Origin of the sequence: Confluentibacter sediminis (assembly GCF_003258355.1) — a bacterium.
GTDB lineage: Bacteria > Bacteroidota > Bacteroidia > Flavobacteriales > Flavobacteriaceae > Confluentibacter > Confluentibacter sediminis.
Map to the genome: position 1 here is coordinate 109,842 of NZ_QKPO01000003.1, position 16,650 is coordinate 126,491.

Genomic DNA, 16,650 nt, shown 5'->3' on the forward strand with positions numbered 1-16,650 from the left:
TTGTTACTAATAGGCATTTGCTTTTCCTGGTGTTGGTAAACTACTGGACACCTGCTCTCCTTGCTGATGGGTTTTACTTAAAGCGGCACTCAGCGTGATTCCGCTTCCTGACAGGGGTTCGCCTGTGGTATGTGGATGGCTTAATCCTTTGCTCAGGGTGATTGTGGCTCCCTGGCTTTCACTGGGGTTTGCAAAATTACGACGGGGTCTTGTTATTGTGGTAATTACGGCGGTTTCCAACCTGGTGCCGTTACCAATCATCACGGTTTGCCCTTCGCTAAAACCAAATACGTTCGCTACAGGAATGGTGGTTGCTCCTGCTTTTATGGACGTTGTTAGCTTGGTAGCGCCTGGTGTTCCTACTTCTGTGATTTTTACTTTTTCGGCATTGGGGCCTGTCCCTATAACTATGGATTGTCCCTCCTTAAAGCCTTCTATGCTGGTGACTTTAATGTTTTTGGAGCCTAGTGTTGTTGGACTGGCTGAAGTCAGGATGGCTTGTGATTTAAAGTCTTCGCAATTGCTATCGCTATCGGCACCATCGGGAAAACGTCCTATACTTCTAATCATGGGGTCGTATGCATCTGTAAAGGAGCCTTGACTGCTACCGGGTAGTATGGCGATGCATCCTCCTTGGCTTTGGTCGCCTTCCAGCGTCGCAATTTCTGGAGTGGCTACGGAGCCTCGTGAGCTTGAGTTGCCTTGTTCTGATCCGTAAATCATGGCATCCATCAGCACGTTGCCACTGGCATCCATCAGCGCCACGGTACCTGCGTAGATAGACATGGGGAGTCCGTAATATTGATTGGCTTGAACGGCTCCTTGATATCCTATTGTTTTATTGCCTGGTATGCTTATGGGGGTTCCTGTATCATAGTTTTTGTTTAGATTTTCTTTTAAGGTGATTCCGCTACCAAGGGCTTGTACGGCATCGCCACTTTTATGGGGGAAGCGTGTGGCTGGCGAAAAGCTGATGCCTGTTCCTGGGGTAGCGACATCGGCTGCCAAGATGTGGTCTTTTTTAAGTGGTGCTGTTAGTTCTACTTCTCCTGGGTCGCCTGTAAAGCGGCCTCTTAATGGGGCTTGTACGGTGTTGATGATCTTTTTAACCAGGGCGTATTCTACACGGGTTCCTGTGTTGATGGTTATTGTATCTCCTGGGGTCATATTGGCGTTTTGCCATACTTTGATGGTGGTGTCTCCAGCTTTTGCAGCTTTTGCCAGACTGCTTTGGGTAGCTCCTTTTCCGACTTTGGTGACGGTGGCTACTTCGTAATTGCCTCCTAAGTCAATGCCTATCTTATCGCCTACGGCAAAACCGTCGGCATTTGCTACTGGAAGATTGGTGGTGCCGACTGGAAGGTTTAGCCATGGTCCTGTGGTGACGGGTACGAATATTTTTGTTTGTGGAGTTGCTGGGGTGCCTATTTTGGCAATGGTTATAGGGTCGCCTGCTATCTTTATTTGCTGACCTACTTTTAGACCTTCGGTACTGCGTACATTCAGGAGGTTGTCTCCTGCTTTTACTGGTGCTAGCAAGCCGGACGCTGCTAAACCGAAAAGGTAGAATTTACCTGGTGCTAATGTGGTGCCTTTTGGAATTTTAGCTAATGTTATGGGGGCGCCCTCGCCTGGGGTGTTGATCACCGACCAGTTGGACATGTCTACTTCGGTATCTGAGGTATTGTAAAGCTCTAAAAATTGATTGGTGGGATGGTCGCCACCGCTGAAACTGGCTTCGTTAATTTTAACAGGCAGGACATTTCGTATTCTTTGTGATGTTGTATAGGTGTCATCTTCCCATGTTGCTTTGGTTCTTAGGTATCCTGCGGCGATGGTTGTTGGTGACTGGATGCTAAAGGTGGCTTCTACCGTGGTTCCTGGAGCGATGGGTTTGCTAAAGGTTTTGGCTTCTACAGTGGGCCAATCTTTTGGTAAGTTTATGGTCAATGTCAGGTTTGAAATAGGGTTTGCCGTGGTATTTGTAAATGTGACATTCAATTCTTGCTTAGAGCTTGGGGTAAAGCTTGTTAATCGTGATAAGGCCACGCTTGGCACCTTATAATTGGCGGCTACAATATTGGCTTGAACGGCTTTTACGACGTCTTCTGTTGGATAGCCAGCGGTCATGATGCCTTCGTAGAATGTTCCGGCGGATCCATTTCCATTATCGCCCCCATTTCCCATTTGTACTGAGCCTTTACGGCTCATTGGAAAATAAGTGTCTTTTTCTTTTGATTGTGGACGAAGGCCTTTGTAGAAGTTTTGCAACTCTCCTTTTTGTGCATCGCCGCCCCATATTTCCCATTGGTTACCTCCGCCCCCGTTTACCATGCCGGTAACGAAACGCCAAGAGTCTATGGATGGATTGGCTGCGTTTTCTTTGGTTTCATATCCTGAAAATAGTCCGGCTTCCATATCGGACATGATCCATGGGCCTTCTCCTTCTCCTTTTCCCCAGGCGGTTGCTGTTCCGTAATAGACCGTTGACATGGTGCCTGTTCCTACTGCGGTACTGTTGGTGGATGTATTTCCATAATTGAAGCAACAGCCACTGGAATAGTGTGTTCCATCTAACACCATATAAATTCCTTCTGGTTCGTCATTGATGGCTAGACCTACGGCATTGTTATTTCTCAATCCTGCTCCGGGCATGATATAGGCGCCATAGACTTTATGGCCGTTCAGCGTTATTGGTGCCATATCGGCTATTGGCAGGCTGTTAAAGCCTCCTTTTGCAACGCCTCTGAAGGTGCCGGGAGGGGCTTGTTTCAAATCGTTGCCATGTCCTGATTGGTCGTAAATGATGCTTATCCAGCAAATGGCATTGGCTGCGAATGCATCTTGGGCTGCTGCATCTGCATAGCCTCCTGGATCGCCTGCACTGGGTTGTACGACTCCGATATCTAAGGTCTTTCCATCGGATTCACGGGTTAACTGATATAGGGGACCATTGTAATCGGCAAACAATGCGCGCGTGGTGCTATGGGCTGTTATGGGCGTAAAACCTGCTGCGGCATAAATATCTCCGGGGCCTTGATTTCTAGAGGGGATATTTTTGTTTGCGCAGCCAAATACTACCATAAACAGGAACATGCCTGCTATTTTTAAAATTTTTGAGCTCGTGATGTGATTGGAAAGTAACATAGTGTGGTGGTCTTAATTTTGGTTATGAATCGTTGGTTTGAAAATGTTATCTCGTAAAATTACTTAAAAAAGATTAACTGTATAAATTTTCAGGTACAGGTTTTGATTTACAAATAGAAAGGGTATTGTTATGAGCTGGTTTTTATTTGAACAGCATTTACGCCTAATAGCTCATATCCTTTTTGAAGTGTATGGGGCTGTAATAAATTGTATATAGGTTTTTAATGTATGCTATCTAGTGCATGAACGTTTCCCTGAAACTGGATATTGCTACGGCTGCCGCTATTTATTTGGATGGTGCTGGATAAATTGGGATATAGTTTGATATATACCTGGTAGTTATCGGTATTTGAATGTTTGTCTGTGATGCTGAAGCGGATGTCATATGAGGATGCTTTGCCTTTTTTTATTTGTAAATCTTTTGGAACCCCTTCAAATTCTATGCCTGATGGGCTATTATAGCCACCTCCAAACTGGCGTTCTCCATAAAATGGCAGGATGGCCATTACGGAATCATTTTTCATTCTTAGATAGTTGGTATGTGAGGTTATGTTTATGTTTCCCGCTGTACTGCCATTGGTAAATAGTCTGGAATCTGCTAGTTGTTGCATGGCTGCGGTCATTAATGGTTGTGCGGCATGGGATGTGATTTCGAAGGATTGGTTTTTAATCATAGTGTCCAGTTCTTTACTGCTGCTATGAGCTTGTTTTTGGCTACTCGACCCACAGGCTAGGAAAACAGTTACTATGATACTTATTAATAAACTATTTTTCATGATTTTACAAATGTTTGATATTGAACTGGTTTATACTTGTTGGTTGTTAACTAAATATAGACATTTTTTATCCTAAATTGTTTAATTTTTTGTTAAACTCATAAAAAAAACCAGCATGTTTTTTAAGCATGCTGGTCTGTTTTAAAATAGCAATTTATATACTGATACTGAACTCTGTTAAAGCTCTGTAGTGGTTGATTTACTTAGTTTAATATCTTTTGTTGATGTGTATACACCGTCTTTTTCGTTGATTCTTAGCATGCTTTTAACGGCTTCGGCACGACATGCTAGTGTTAGATCTGGTATTAATGGGTCGTCGTTGAAAAAGAAGGGTGCCATGTCGTAAGCGTCTTTTCCTGGTTCTTTTATAATACGGCGGATTTGTTTTAATTCTTTGGAACGGATTAATTTACCGGGCATGAAGGTGTAAAAGGTGTATTTGCCATCGGCATCGGTTTTAATCCATGCTCTGTGGTATACATATCGTTTGCGGTTGGCATCCCGTTTTAGGTTATAATTACCGTTTTCGTCTGGTTGGAAAATATATAAAATGACATCTTTTGCGGGTGTTTTTCCATCGCTTTGGTAAATCGTTCCTGTGATTATTAGTTTTTCGGCTTTGGCTTCATAATCTGGAATACTGTCTGTATTGTTTAAATAACGTTCGGAATAATCGAAAATAGGGTTATTGTCTTTACTACTTGCAACATCTTGGGCGATAGCGGTAACATTTGAGCTTAAAAAACTCACCAAACTTAAGGTTATGATAATCTTTTTCATCAGGGGTTATGGATTAATTTGTTTAAAATTAGTTGTTTATATTGACTGTGCATTAAAAATCTTATGAATACCCAAACTTTACGATAAAATGTTTTTAAGTGTAAAAATTGCCGATGAATGACTTGCTTTTTTGGGTTCTCGATACGATGCTCCTGCGTCGCATCACTCGAACTGGTTCTCGATACAACATATCTCGTGCCTCGATATGCCACTCGAACTGACAGGGTGACTAAAGAGTATGAGTGATTATGGGTTCTCGATACGATGCTCCTTCGTTGCATCACTCGAACTGGTTCTCGATACAACATATCTCGTGCCTCGATATGTCACTCGAACTGACAGGGTGACTAAAGAGTATGAGTGATTTATGGGTTTTCGATACGATGCTCCTGTGTTGCATCACTCGAACTGACAGGTGTATTGGGGATGATTACCTTAAGGTATATTAAAATTCTCCATAAAAAAACCAGTACACATAAATGTGTACTGGTTTTTTATATGTTTTAAACGTTATTTTAAAGTAGCTGTAAGTTCGATTGTTGTATTCAAAAGTTTTGAAATTGGACATACTTCTTTAGCTTTTGTTGCGATGTCTTGAAATTGGGCTGCTTCGATATTTGGCACCTCACCTTCTAAAGTTAAGGTTACTTTGGTAATGCTACCGTCTTCAAAAGTAACTACTGCTGCTACATCTAGTGTTGTTGCTGTAAAACCAGCTTCGTTTAATAAAAAGCTTAGTTGCATGGCGAAACATCCTGAGTGTGCTGCACCGATTAATTCTTCTGGGTTGGTTCCTTTTTCACCATCTTCAAAACGGGTATGGAAAGAGTATTGTGTATTGCTTAGCACACCACTTCCTGTTGTTAAATAGCCTTTTCCATCTTTTCCTGCACCTTTCCATTGTGCGTTTGCTTTTCTTGTAAATTTCATATGTAAGTAATTTATTTGTTTATAAAGGTTATCTGTTATCGCCTTATTTTTATTCGTATTTAGATGTAAACTTTTATGGCGATATCATAGGATCAAGTTTAATTGTTATACGTGTGTGTTGGTTGCTTTTGGATAATCTATATAGCCTTCTTTTCCTAGGGTGTAGAACGTGTCTGGATTGTAGTCTGCTAAATCTAGATTGTTTTCAAAACGCTCCACCAAATCGGGGTTAGAAATGTACAGCTTCCCAAAAGATACTAAATCGGCATTACCAGCTTCTATTACGGCATTTCCTTTTTCTTGTGTAAAGCCCGCATTAATCATTAAGGTACCGTTGTATAATGGTCTGAAATGTTTTGCAATTTCAGTCACGGCATACGGAATATTTGAGACATCTGTAAATGGTTCCGATAAATGCACATAGGCTAAATTGTAATCGTTTAATTTTTTAATGATGTATTCAAAGGTTGGGATGGTTTGTTCATCCATAGTCATACCAAATACATTATTTAATGAGGGGTTAAACCTGGCTCCTATTTTTTCTTCTGGAATCACTTCTTTAATGGCATCTAGCACGTCAAAGAAAAAACGGGCTTTGTTTTCTGTACTGCCTCCGTAAGCATCGGTTCTATGATTGGTTGTTCCACTAAAGAATTGGTGAAATAAATACCCATTGGAAGAATGAATTTCGACACCATCAAATCCAGCTTCTACAGCATTTTTGGCAGCATGTTTAAAATCGTTAATTGTTTCATTAATATCAGACAAGGTCATTGCCTTTGGTGTGGGTGTTTCTTTGAGACCATCTTTGGTATATACTTGTTCATGGGGATTGATAGCTGAGGGTGCTAATGGTAACTCTCCATTATGGAAAGATGAATGGGATACACGACCTACATGCCATAATTGAATAAATATTTTGCCACCTTTGTCATGCACACGTTTGGTAATTTTTTTCCAACCTTCTACTTGTGCTTTGGTATGAATACCAGGGGTATTTATATAACCAACGGCTCTTGGTGATACTTGTGAGCCTTCGGTAATGATTAAACCAGCGGAAGCTCGTTGTTCATAATAAACGCCTTCTAATTCATCGGTGGGTACCTTCCCCTCGTTATTGGCTCTACTACGTGTCATAGGTGCCATAACGACTCTATTTTTAAGACTTAAATTTTCACTGCTATAAGGGCTTAATAATGCTTGTTTGCTCATATAAATATTTTTTCGACAATTTACGAATATGCTGTGGGAAATTAAAGTATGTTTTGATAAGGATTTGTTAAAAAATCAGGATGTTATTGATGGCTTTAAGCCAATCATCCATTGAGGTTTCATTGGTCTGCAAGGCTACGCTGCCATTTCCGTAAGGTGCATACATATCCATACTTGTTACGGAAAAGAAGCCTACGGTTGGCGTTAATGAGGCACTCGCCAAATGCATCACCCCATTGTCTGCTGCTATGAATATAGAGGTGTTTTTAATGATGGCAGCCATTTCTCGGATATCCTGACTATAAAAATGGGGGGCTTTAAAGTTTATTTTTGAAATATTTTCAATGGGTAGCATTTCAATAATATTGTAATCGGGATAGTCGTTTTGTAAACGTGTGTAAAAGGTGTTCCACCAATCTTCTGAATAACACTTATCGCCCGTAGCATTGGTATATAAGCAAATGGTTCTTTTATTGTTTTTTATAATGTTATCTAAGATTTTCTTTCCTACAGCTATTTCAGAATCCTTCAATTTAATGTCCAATAGAGGTATGGGTGCATTGTTCTCTGGCAATCCTAACTTTGTGAGATAGTATCTTAAATTATAAACAGGATATTTTGAAATATGTTCGTAATCATGATGCTTTAGGCGAATGTCTTCGTGATCGTTACCAAAAATTTTAAAATTAGCTTTAGAGATTTGCGTTAACAACCTTCCTGAAGATGAGTTTTTATCACCATTAATGACTAAATCATAATGGGTTTGTTTTATAGATATCCAGCCGTTGGCATATTTCAATAAATTGCTGAATGGTTTTTTGGGAAGTTGAATGATTCTACGGATTTGATTATAATTTTCAAATACGGGATTGGCAACACCTCCTTTTACAAATAAATCAATCTCGCCATTGGGGAATGTATTTATAACTTCTTGAACAATAGGCGTGAGTAATAATTGGTTGCCTAATCTATGATTGGGTCTTATAATCAGTACTTTTTTTATATCAACTAGGTTAAGGTCGCCAACTTTTGGTTCGGAATAATTACTGCCAATATTCTTGGTTATGCTGTGCATAATCCGTCTTCTTATTATATTGATACGGGTTTTAAAGGTCATTAATTCTATTGCTATGTATAATTAATAAAGCGTACAAAAATACAAAGACATGGCTTGCTTTACAATTTAATTTAATCTATTTGATTTGTACCACACGTTTAAAATCAGTCCTAGAATAATCATGAACATGCCAAGAATACTCCAAAGGGTATAGATTTCACCGAATAAAAACAAGCCTACCAGAACAGTGAAAATCACTTCTAAATATTTTAAGGGTGCTACTTGGTTTGTGGATGCTACTTGAAAGGCTTTCGTCATATACACTTGCCCAAAATATCCAAAAACCCCTAAACTACATATTAATAACCATTCCAGCCATCCTTCAGGATTTACCCAATTATTAATAGACAGTATGCCTCCTACTAATGTGGCAATACACATAAAATAATTAACCACTACTACAGGGTGCTCTCGTTTCCCTATTTTACTAATTATAATGTAAACCAAACCACTAAAAACAGCTGAAATAACCGCTAGTAATAATCCATAACTGTTTAATTCTCTATCTAAGCCTTTTAAAACCAAAACACCAGAAAAGGCCAACAAGAAGAAAATCCATTGCCAAAATTTAATTTTTTCCTTTAGAAGAAAAATGGAAAAAACAGCAGCAAAAATCGGGGCTAAATATCGTAGGGATACGGCGGTGCCTATGGGAATATATTTTGTTGCCATAAAAAACAATGTCATAGAAATAACCCCAACAAATCCTCTTAAAATCAATATCTTCTTATTATTTCCAAGCATTGGAATCTTGTTTTTGTAAAGAAACCCTACGGTTAAAAACAAAGAACTGATGGATCTGAAAAATACTATTTGATAAGCACTGATGTTCACTAAATACCTTACAACACTATTCATGCAGGCAAAAGAAAGCGTGCTTATCAGCATAAATTTTATGGCAAGTTTAACGTCCAAATGGTCTTATTTTAATTTTTCTTTTGGTTGTTATAAAATACACGCCCGTTAAAAGAATACCAGCTGCAATAATCGTTTGGAAAGAGATGGCCTCATCTAAGACATACCATCCTAAAACAATGGCAATCACTGGATTTACATAAGCTGATGTTGATACTTTTTCAGGCGATACCACTTTTAACAAATAATTGAATGAGGTAAAAGCGACGACACTACCAAAGACACTCAACAGTATCATGGACCATCTTACAGACGGATCCCAATGTATTGGAGCTATCCAAGTTTCTCCAAGTATTGAGCTGGTGATAGCCAAAAGGATTCCGGCACTCATCATTTGATAGGCTGTACTTACAAAATAGTTGCCTGGTAAATCTGCTTTAGAAACAAATACACTGCCATAACTCCAACTTAATACACAGGTTAAAATCATGAACATGCCTAAAAGGGTGCCTTCTTGGGTTACTAAATCTCTTTGGCTTACTAAAATATACATACCAATGATGCCTAAACCAATACCAATTAATGAATTGGTTTTCATCTTTTTATTATCGATAAGGCGCATTAATAGCAATATGAATAAAGGTTGTGTGGAGGCTTCTAAAGCTCCGAAGCCACTGTCTACATATTTTAATGCCCAAACAAATACGCCATTTCCATATACAAGAAACAAAAATCCTGAAAACACACAATTGATAAGTTGTTTTCTCGTAATGGCTAAATTAAGTTTCATGAATTTAGCAATAACGAAGATGATAGCACCTGCAACGATAAAGCGGCATGAGGCTAGAAAAAAGGGCGGTAATTGAGCTACGGCTATTTTATTAAGAAGGTATGTAGAACCCCAAATAACATAGATAGCAAAAAAAGCTAATATAACGATAATGGTTTTACGTGGAATAGCCATATTTTTTATGAACTAGCAGGTTTAAATTATTTGTTTAAACATGCTTTTAAACTAATTAAATCGAATACTTCTGTAACTATCGAATCATCCAGTGATAAACGCTCTTTAGTCTCCCCCTTCTTATCATATTCAAATCGGTTAACCACATAGCGAATCACTTCTTTTCTAGCAACGTCACGTTCGTTTCCTTTTATAACAATCCAAGGGGATTGTGGTGTCCCTGTTTTTTTGAACATGGCTTCCTTGTATTTTGTAAAGTCTTCCCATTTTGATTGGGCTTCTACGTCTACGCTACTCAATTTCCATTGCTTTAAAGGATTATGCACACGGTCTTCCAAGCGTCTTTTTTGTTCTTGTGCATCGATAGAAAACCAAAACTTAAAGAGGTGTATGCCGTCTTCAATAAGCATTTTTTCTAACTGAACCACTTGTTTATTAAATAGACGGTATTGTGCTTTGCTACAGAATCCCATCACAGGTTCAACCACTGCTCTATTGTACCAACTACGGTCAAAAAGCACCATTTCTCCTGGACCTGGTAAATGTTCTATATAACGTTGGAAATACCATTGTCCTGATTCTCTTTCTGTTGGTTTAGACAATGCTACGACTTTAAAGAGTCGAGGGTTTAAAAAACGAATAAAACGCATAATGGCTCCTCCTTTTCCAGCGGTATCTCTGCCTTCAAATAGAATGACTACGCGTTTATTTGTTGCTTTAATGTGTTGCTGTAACCTAACTAATTCTGTTTGTAGATTAATGTATTCTTGATCTTCTTCTATGGCATGCAAACTCATAAGGCACTATGATGTCTCAAAAATGAATTAAAACTATGAAAAGTTGATGGACTTGGATTAAAATTAAATCTTTTTAACCCGAACAGCATTCATTCCTTTTTGTCCTCGTTCTAGTTCGTAAGTTACTTTGTCGTTTTCAGCTATTGGTTGAAGTAAACCACTCACATGAACAAAATATTTTTCTTGATTGATACTGTCTATAATGAATCCGAAACCTTTTGAAGTGTCAAAAAAGGATACTTTTCCTTCTTTTGCGGTAGGCTCATCATCTCCTATTTCTTTCTTTGGAATACCGATTTCAATACTTTCTGCTTCTACTTTAACTTTCATAGAAGGATCTGGTGGCGTGTCTGTTAAATTACCATTGTAATCTACATAAGCAAATTGAATCCCTTGAGGGTTTTCTTTAGCTTCTGCTTTTCTAGCATCTTTCTTTTTTTGCTTGTCTTCTCGTTTCTTTAATCGTTTTTTTTCTTTCTCAATCTTGTTAAAAGTTACTTGTGATTTTGCCATAGTTTACGGTAAAGGGTTTTAATTATTAAAAATTACTGCATTGCAATTAATTTTATATAAAATCTTATTAACGAGAACCTGTTTATCAAAAAATTATAAAAAATGCTTAAACATGCATATTGACTACAAAGATACGCTTATTTGAGCAATATCATATAAAAAAAGCCTAATAGAGATTTAGTCTTCTGGAGGATAGCCATGAATAGCCTCAAAAACCTCGTCGAAATTAGATCTTAAATAAGCATTTAATTTCTTTCTGTATTCGCCTTTTAGCCACTCCACAAAATTGAATGTGCTTTTGCTAATACACTTCGTATAGCGGTTGATTCTAAAATCTATATCGTCTCCAAGCATTTTTGCTAATGCCAATGCATCATATACATCTTCACTATTTTCTATACAAATTTTGGCATGTTGTTCTATGGAACGCTCTAATACTACTTTGGAAGATTCACCGTTTCTTACAGATTCTACATAGGTTTTCTGAATATCGAAATGAACGTTTTCGGATTTTGAGAACTCAGCCCGTAATTCATCTGGCATTTCGTATCTAAAATTGCTTTCTAAATCTTCATCGCTTAAAAGAGAATCCAAATAATAATTTGGAGATCTAAAGATACGTTGCCAATCTAAATCTTCCCCCCAAGCACCGAATCGATGGAAATTATTTCCTAAATCGATAACATCAAAGGTTTTTTTGTTTTTTAAAACACGAGAGCCTCTACCAATCATTTGATAATATAAGGTTAATGATTTGGTTGCTCTATTTAAAATAATACTTTCTACAGTTGGCTCATCAAAACCTGTTGTTAAAATACTTACAGATGTTAAAATGGCATCAGGTGTTTTCTTGAACCATTTTAAAATTTGTGCTCTTTCTTTTTTGGTATTGGTATTGTCTAAATGCGCTATCGGATATCCCGCTTTTCTAAACGTATCATACACGTGTAAAGATGTATTGATTCCATTATTAAAGATTAGGGTTTTTTTACCTTTTGAGCGTTCTTCGTAAGCTTGTATTAATTTGGTTAACATGTCGTTAGCCGTATACAAGTCTTCTGATGATTTAACTGTATAATCACCGTTAGCACCTACCACCAAAGAGGTTAAGCCCACATTGTATGAGAACATTTCGGCACGTGCTAAAAAGCCATTCTGGATTAAGGATTCTATACTTTCGCCCACAATCAATTCGTCGTAATTATCGGTCATTGGCAATTCTATACTAGAACTTAAAGGTGTTGCTGTAACGCCCAGAATGAAACATTGACTGAAAAACTTGAATAGTTTTGTGAAAGAATTATAGTGAGCTTCATCAATAATAACTAAGCCGATATCAGAAATATCCAATTTGTCATCATTCAGTCTGTTATTCAAAGTTTCCACCATAGCTACAAAACAGCTATACTCTGCTTGGTCACTTAAATCGGCCTTACTGTCAATCACTTTATTTACAACCTCAAACTCCGTAAGCATACTAGATGTTTGTTTACAAAGCTCGATACGGTGCGTCATCACCAAGACCTTTTTTTTGTGATGTTTTAGGTATTGTCTAACAATTTCAGAAAAAATAACGGTTTTCCCTCCCCCTGTGGGTAATTGATACAGTAAGTGGTAATCGTCTGGAGATTCTTCAAAGCTTTTAAAAATTTTATCTATAGCCCCTTTTTGATAACTATATAGATCCTTGCCCGCGTTTCTTTCTTCTAATTCTGTTTTTGATACTGACATACGTGATAATTGATGGCTTGCAAAAATAACACCTTTAAAGGGTTTATGACGAATGATTCGTGCTAAAATTTTATTTAAAGTTTTAATGAAAATCAATAGTTTTTTAATGTGTATGCTTTTGTCTCATTAAATTTTTACTTTTACCTTATAATTTTTCTCAAAAAACGATGCAAATCAACGACAAAAGCGAAATAAAAGAGTATTCAGCATTCCCAGAGCGTTATCATAAAATGGACTATAAGAGGTCCGGAAAAAGTGGTATTCTTTTACCTGCCATTTCTTTAGGGTTATGGCATAATTTCGGATTCGTTGATAGTTTACAAAATGCTAGAGAGGTATTACGATGTGCCTTTGATTTAGGAATCACCCATTTTGATTTGGCAAATAATTACGGGCCTCCGTATGGGTCTGCCGAAGAAAACTTCGGAACTATTTTTAAAAAAGATTTTAAAAAGTATAGAGACGAATTGTTTATTGCCAGTAAAGCTGGTTATGATATGTGGCCAGGACCTTATGGGAATTTTGGTTCTAGAAAATATTTAATAGCAAGTTTAGACCAAAGCTTGAAGCGTATGGGTTTAGATTATGTAGACATTTTTTATCACCACAGACCCGATCCCGAAACTCCTTTAGAAGAGACTATGGGTGCTTTGGCAGATATGGTGCGTCAAGGAAAAGCATTATATGTAGGGATTTCCAATTATCAACCAAAAGAAACGCAAGAAGCCGCTAAGATTCTTAAAAGTTTAAATACATCTTTTATACTTCACCAAGCCCGCTATTCTATGTTTGATCGTTGGGTTGAAGATGGTCTTTTGAACACATTACATGAGCATGGTGTGGGATGCATCGCCTTTTCTCCATTGGCACAAGGGATGCTTACCGATAAATATATACATGGTATTCCTGAAAATTCTAGAGCCAATAAAGCCTTTTCCTATTTAAATACGGATACGGTAAATGATACTATTGAAAAAGTAAAGGCATTAAATACTTTAGCTATAAAGCGGGAACAAAAATTATCGCAAATGGCAATTGCTTGGATCTTAAGACAGCCACAAGTAGCTTCTGTGCTTGTCGGTGCTAGTTCTGCCAATCAATTAAAAGAAAATGTGAAAGCGTTGGATAATTTGAGTTTTACTGTAGAGGAATTAACGTTGATAGATAAAATCCTTAAATAATTCAACGTTTAATAGTTTTCCTATCCTGATTTGTTGAAGGTTGGGATATTACTTTCATTAGAAATAATAAGTACCCTCATTCTCATTTACAATTTCTATACGGTTTTCGATGTAGAAAGTGGCTTGACCTTTTAAAATATAAAAAAACTGTTGTGATTTAGTGTGGAAATGCAACTTTTCTTTGGTTGAGATGGGTACAGATTCCAATTTGATGGATAAGTATTTTTATCTAAAAACGCCCAGCTATGATAATTATCTCCTCACTGAGAATGAGCAGTATTTTTCCTGTTTATCATTCTTTTACAATAATTATAGTCACTTTCACCTTTGCAGCTAGAGCCCATATTTTTCCAGTAATTAAATAACTCCACTGATCAATAATTCTGTATTCAGCAGTATTTGGAAGTACAGAACCTTCATTGATTGCATAGAATTCAATTTTATTAATACCTTCTTTTAATTTCAACCTGAAACCAGTAAAATTTGCGATCAAAAGTTCGTTCGATCTTATAATATCATCATCAACTAAAACTCTTAAATAATCACCATCAACTAGTCCAAAATCTCTATAAGAAATATCAATATAATCAGATTTTGTTCTATAATCTCCCCAAAAAGCATTTTCTTTTAACCCAGAATTTTCTCCATTTTCTTCTGGTTTCAAATCTTCTTCTATCTTATCAAATCTCTTTTGATATAATTCTCCTGGGTTTCCAAAGACCTCGCCACCAGTCATTGAAAATTCTTTTTTAGGAAAATTGAATTGAGGGGATGTTTTTGGGGTAGAAAAACCTTTAAAGGTATTATTACTTTCAATAGGTTTAGATGGTAAGATACTTTTTGAATCTAAAGAATCTTTCGGACTCTCTATGGCAGGAATTGAAATGGACTTATTTCTACTATCAATTTGAGCATTCATAGATGCTAAAAAGAACATAAAAACGAAAAATGAAAAATAAAACTTCACAGACTTAAATATATTTTAAATGAATGGGGTTTGTATGTAATCATTACCTTAATTAGTTATCAAAGATATTTCTTTATCTGAAACGTTTAACTAAGCCAATGTCTTTTTGCATTGTTTTAACACAAAAACCATTCCTAAACACATGTTGAGCATACATTTTGGCTATTTAATGATCAAAATACCTGCCCTATTCCTAAAATTATGTTAATTTATTATTATGTTATGCATAGTACTGTAACAAATCTGATTTATGGTCGTCTATCAGGTATAAATCAATTAAAAATAACAAAATATCATGAGAACTTTAAACAACAACCAAATTACAAGCACAGCAGTTAATACTAAAAGTTTTAATTGGAACAACAAGAGACGTTACAGATAAGTAACGTCTCCGAAATAAAACATCATCAATTCATCATCTTTCAAAAAATGAACTCAACTTTAAGAATTTCAAAACATACAGACCATATAACCCAAGAAATATGGTCTTTTTACAGAGCGAATCATACTCCAGAACATCATGAAGATATCATTTGGAAAGACTCTCAAACTAAGAGCTATTAAAAGCTTTTAAATAACTCTGGTATTATTTTTGTGATTTAAGTTTTTATTAACATTTAAACTTACAATCCATGAGACATTCAAAATCATCACCAGAAGTTAATGCTGGGTCTATGGCAGACATTGCATTCCTTTTACTTATGTTCTTTCTTGTAACCTCGGCTATCCCGAAGGACAAAGGTTTTAATAGAAAATTACCAGGGGAATGCCCTCCTCATGTAGACTGTACCAAAGACATTGGAGATAGAAATGTCATGCGAATAGTTATCAATAATCATGATGCCATTATGGTTGATAATGAGGTGGTTTCTATTTATGAGCTTAAAGATATGACCAAAAAATTTGTCGATAATAATGGAGATGGTAGTTGCGACTATTGCCACGGCGAAAGATCTTCAACGTCATCAGATAATCCAAAATCAGCCGTGCTTTCACTTCAGGCAGATAAGCAAACCTCATATAATCAATTTATTGCTGTTCAAGACGAATTAACGAAAGCGTATTATGAACTTAGAAATACTTACAGCAATACCATGCTTAAAAAAGCATCAAATGATTTAACGGACGAAGAGGTTATTAAAGTAAAACAAGCCTACCCTTTTATATTATCGGAAACTGAAATGAAATAAATGGGAAGCGTTTAATTATTATCTGACACTTTGTTTTGGTAGCGTCTTTCTCTGGGTGTTAAAGACTTAGAAATAGTATCGATTTCAGTTGGTTTAGGGACTCCATAAGAAATAGATACTTTTTTTCTGCCCCATTTTCTTGCTGCTTTTATATCAAGGCCCATATAAATATCTATTTTGTTTCTCCAGCGGGAATGCATGCGATCTTTCACGAAATAGAGACTATCAAAGCCTTCAATTTTAACGGGGGTATCGCGTTTTAGACCTTTTCTGAATAAATCGTTTGATACGGCTATATATTTTAATCCTGGTTTTAAACTATCTCCAAACGCTGTAATATGTTGGTTAGAATCTGTTTGTGCTTTTGTAGAATTATATGCTGAAGCGGTTACTTTTATAGTATGCCAATCATAATCATCTTCAAAGCGTGGCTCTTTTTTACAGCCATAGAAAAGCAAAACACAAATAATGAATAAACTTCTCAAAGCAA

Annotated in this window: 16 protein-coding genes; 3 read left to right on the forward strand and 13 right to left on the reverse strand. The window is 36.8% G+C overall.

The genetic code is table 11. The features are described from left to right. Positions 1-6: 6 nt before the first annotated feature. From DKT72_RS02470 to DKT72_RS02520, 11 genes are all read right to left on the reverse strand, one after another. Positions 7-3,147: an arabinofuranosidase catalytic domain-containing protein gene (locus DKT72_RS02470; protein WP_111307145.1), complete on the reverse strand. Its 3,141-nt coding sequence runs from the start codon at positions 3,145-3,147 to the stop codon at positions 7-9. 221 nt (positions 3,148-3,368) lie between these two features. Then, a complete protein-coding gene (locus DKT72_RS02475) occupies positions 3,369-3,923 on the reverse strand; it encodes a DUF4251 domain-containing protein (RefSeq protein ID WP_111307146.1) in 555 nt (184 codons plus the stop codon). 177 nt (positions 3,924-4,100) lie between these two features. Next, complete coding sequence (locus DKT72_RS02480) at positions 4,101-4,703, reverse strand: dioxygenase family protein (RefSeq protein WP_111307147.1); 603 nt, start codon at positions 4,701-4,703, stop codon at positions 4,101-4,103. A gap of 510 nt (positions 4,704-5,213) precedes the next feature. Then, on the reverse strand, positions 5,214-5,633 hold the full coding sequence (locus DKT72_RS02485) for an OsmC family protein (protein WP_111307148.1): 420 nt from the start codon (positions 5,631-5,633) through the stop codon (positions 5,214-5,216). A gap of 105 nt (positions 5,634-5,738) precedes the next feature. Next, entirely contained in the window at positions 5,739-6,845 is a 1,107-nt protein-coding gene (locus DKT72_RS02490; protein ID WP_111307149.1) for an alkene reductase, read from the reverse strand. 67 nt (positions 6,846-6,912) lie between these two features. Then, a complete protein-coding gene (locus DKT72_RS02495; protein ID WP_235841586.1) occupies positions 6,913-7,920 on the reverse strand; it encodes a glycosyltransferase family 9 protein in 1,008 nt (335 codons plus the stop codon). A 108-nt stretch (positions 7,921-8,028) separates the two neighbouring features. Next, on the reverse strand, positions 8,029-8,850 hold the full coding sequence (locus DKT72_RS02500) for a DMT family transporter (RefSeq protein WP_111307327.1): 822 nt from the start codon (positions 8,848-8,850) through the stop codon (positions 8,029-8,031). Positions 8,851-8,866: 16 nt separating this feature from the next. Further along, positions 8,867-9,781 (reverse strand): EamA family transporter, encoded by a 915-nt coding sequence (locus tag DKT72_RS02505; protein ID WP_111307151.1) that lies wholly within the window; start codon positions 9,779-9,781, stop codon positions 8,867-8,869. Positions 9,782-9,807: 26 nt separating this feature from the next. Then, positions 9,808-10,578 (reverse strand): polyphosphate kinase 2, encoded by a 771-nt coding sequence (gene ppk2 / locus DKT72_RS02510; protein ID WP_111307152.1) that lies wholly within the window; start codon positions 10,576-10,578, stop codon positions 9,808-9,810. Positions 10,579-10,641: 63 nt separating this feature from the next. Further along, entirely contained in the window at positions 10,642-11,091 is a 450-nt protein-coding gene (locus DKT72_RS02515) for a cold-shock protein (protein WP_111307153.1), read from the reverse strand. A gap of 177 nt (positions 11,092-11,268) precedes the next feature. Continuing rightward, the gene (locus tag DKT72_RS02520; protein WP_111307154.1) at positions 11,269-12,822 is read right to left on the reverse strand and encodes a DEAD/DEAH box helicase; all 1,554 of its coding nucleotides are present in this window, start codon (positions 12,820-12,822) and stop codon (positions 11,269-11,271) included. Positions 12,823-12,989: 167 nt separating this feature from the next. Here DKT72_RS02520 and mgrA point away from each other — a divergent pair, with 167 nt between their 5' ends. After that, positions 12,990-14,003, forward strand: coding sequence for an L-glyceraldehyde 3-phosphate reductase (mgrA, locus tag DKT72_RS02525; RefSeq protein WP_111307155.1), 1,014 nt, complete (start codon positions 12,990-12,992; stop codon positions 14,001-14,003). 292 nt (positions 14,004-14,295) lie between these two features. On the opposite strand, the gene DKT72_RS02530 is transcribed toward mgrA, so the two are convergent. Next, a complete protein-coding gene (locus DKT72_RS02530; protein ID WP_162623223.1) occupies positions 14,296-14,970 on the reverse strand; it encodes a hypothetical protein in 675 nt (224 codons plus the stop codon). Between the two features lie 429 nt (positions 14,971-15,399). Here DKT72_RS02530 and DKT72_RS18585 point away from each other — a divergent pair, with 429 nt between their 5' ends. Continuing rightward, positions 15,400-15,534, forward strand: a complete 135-nt coding sequence (locus DKT72_RS18585) for a hypothetical protein (RefSeq protein WP_262510062.1) — start codon at positions 15,400-15,402, stop codon at positions 15,532-15,534. Between the two features lie 68 nt (positions 15,535-15,602). Further along, complete coding sequence (locus tag DKT72_RS02535; RefSeq protein ID WP_111307157.1) at positions 15,603-16,160, forward strand: ExbD/TolR family protein; 558 nt, start codon at positions 15,603-15,605, stop codon at positions 16,158-16,160. Between the two features lie 11 nt (positions 16,161-16,171). Here DKT72_RS02535 and DKT72_RS02540 read toward each other — a convergent pair whose 3' ends face one another. Further along, entirely contained in the window at positions 16,172-16,645 is a 474-nt protein-coding gene (locus DKT72_RS02540; protein WP_317048415.1) for a 3D domain-containing protein, read from the reverse strand. Positions 16,646-16,650: the final 5 nt, after the last annotated feature.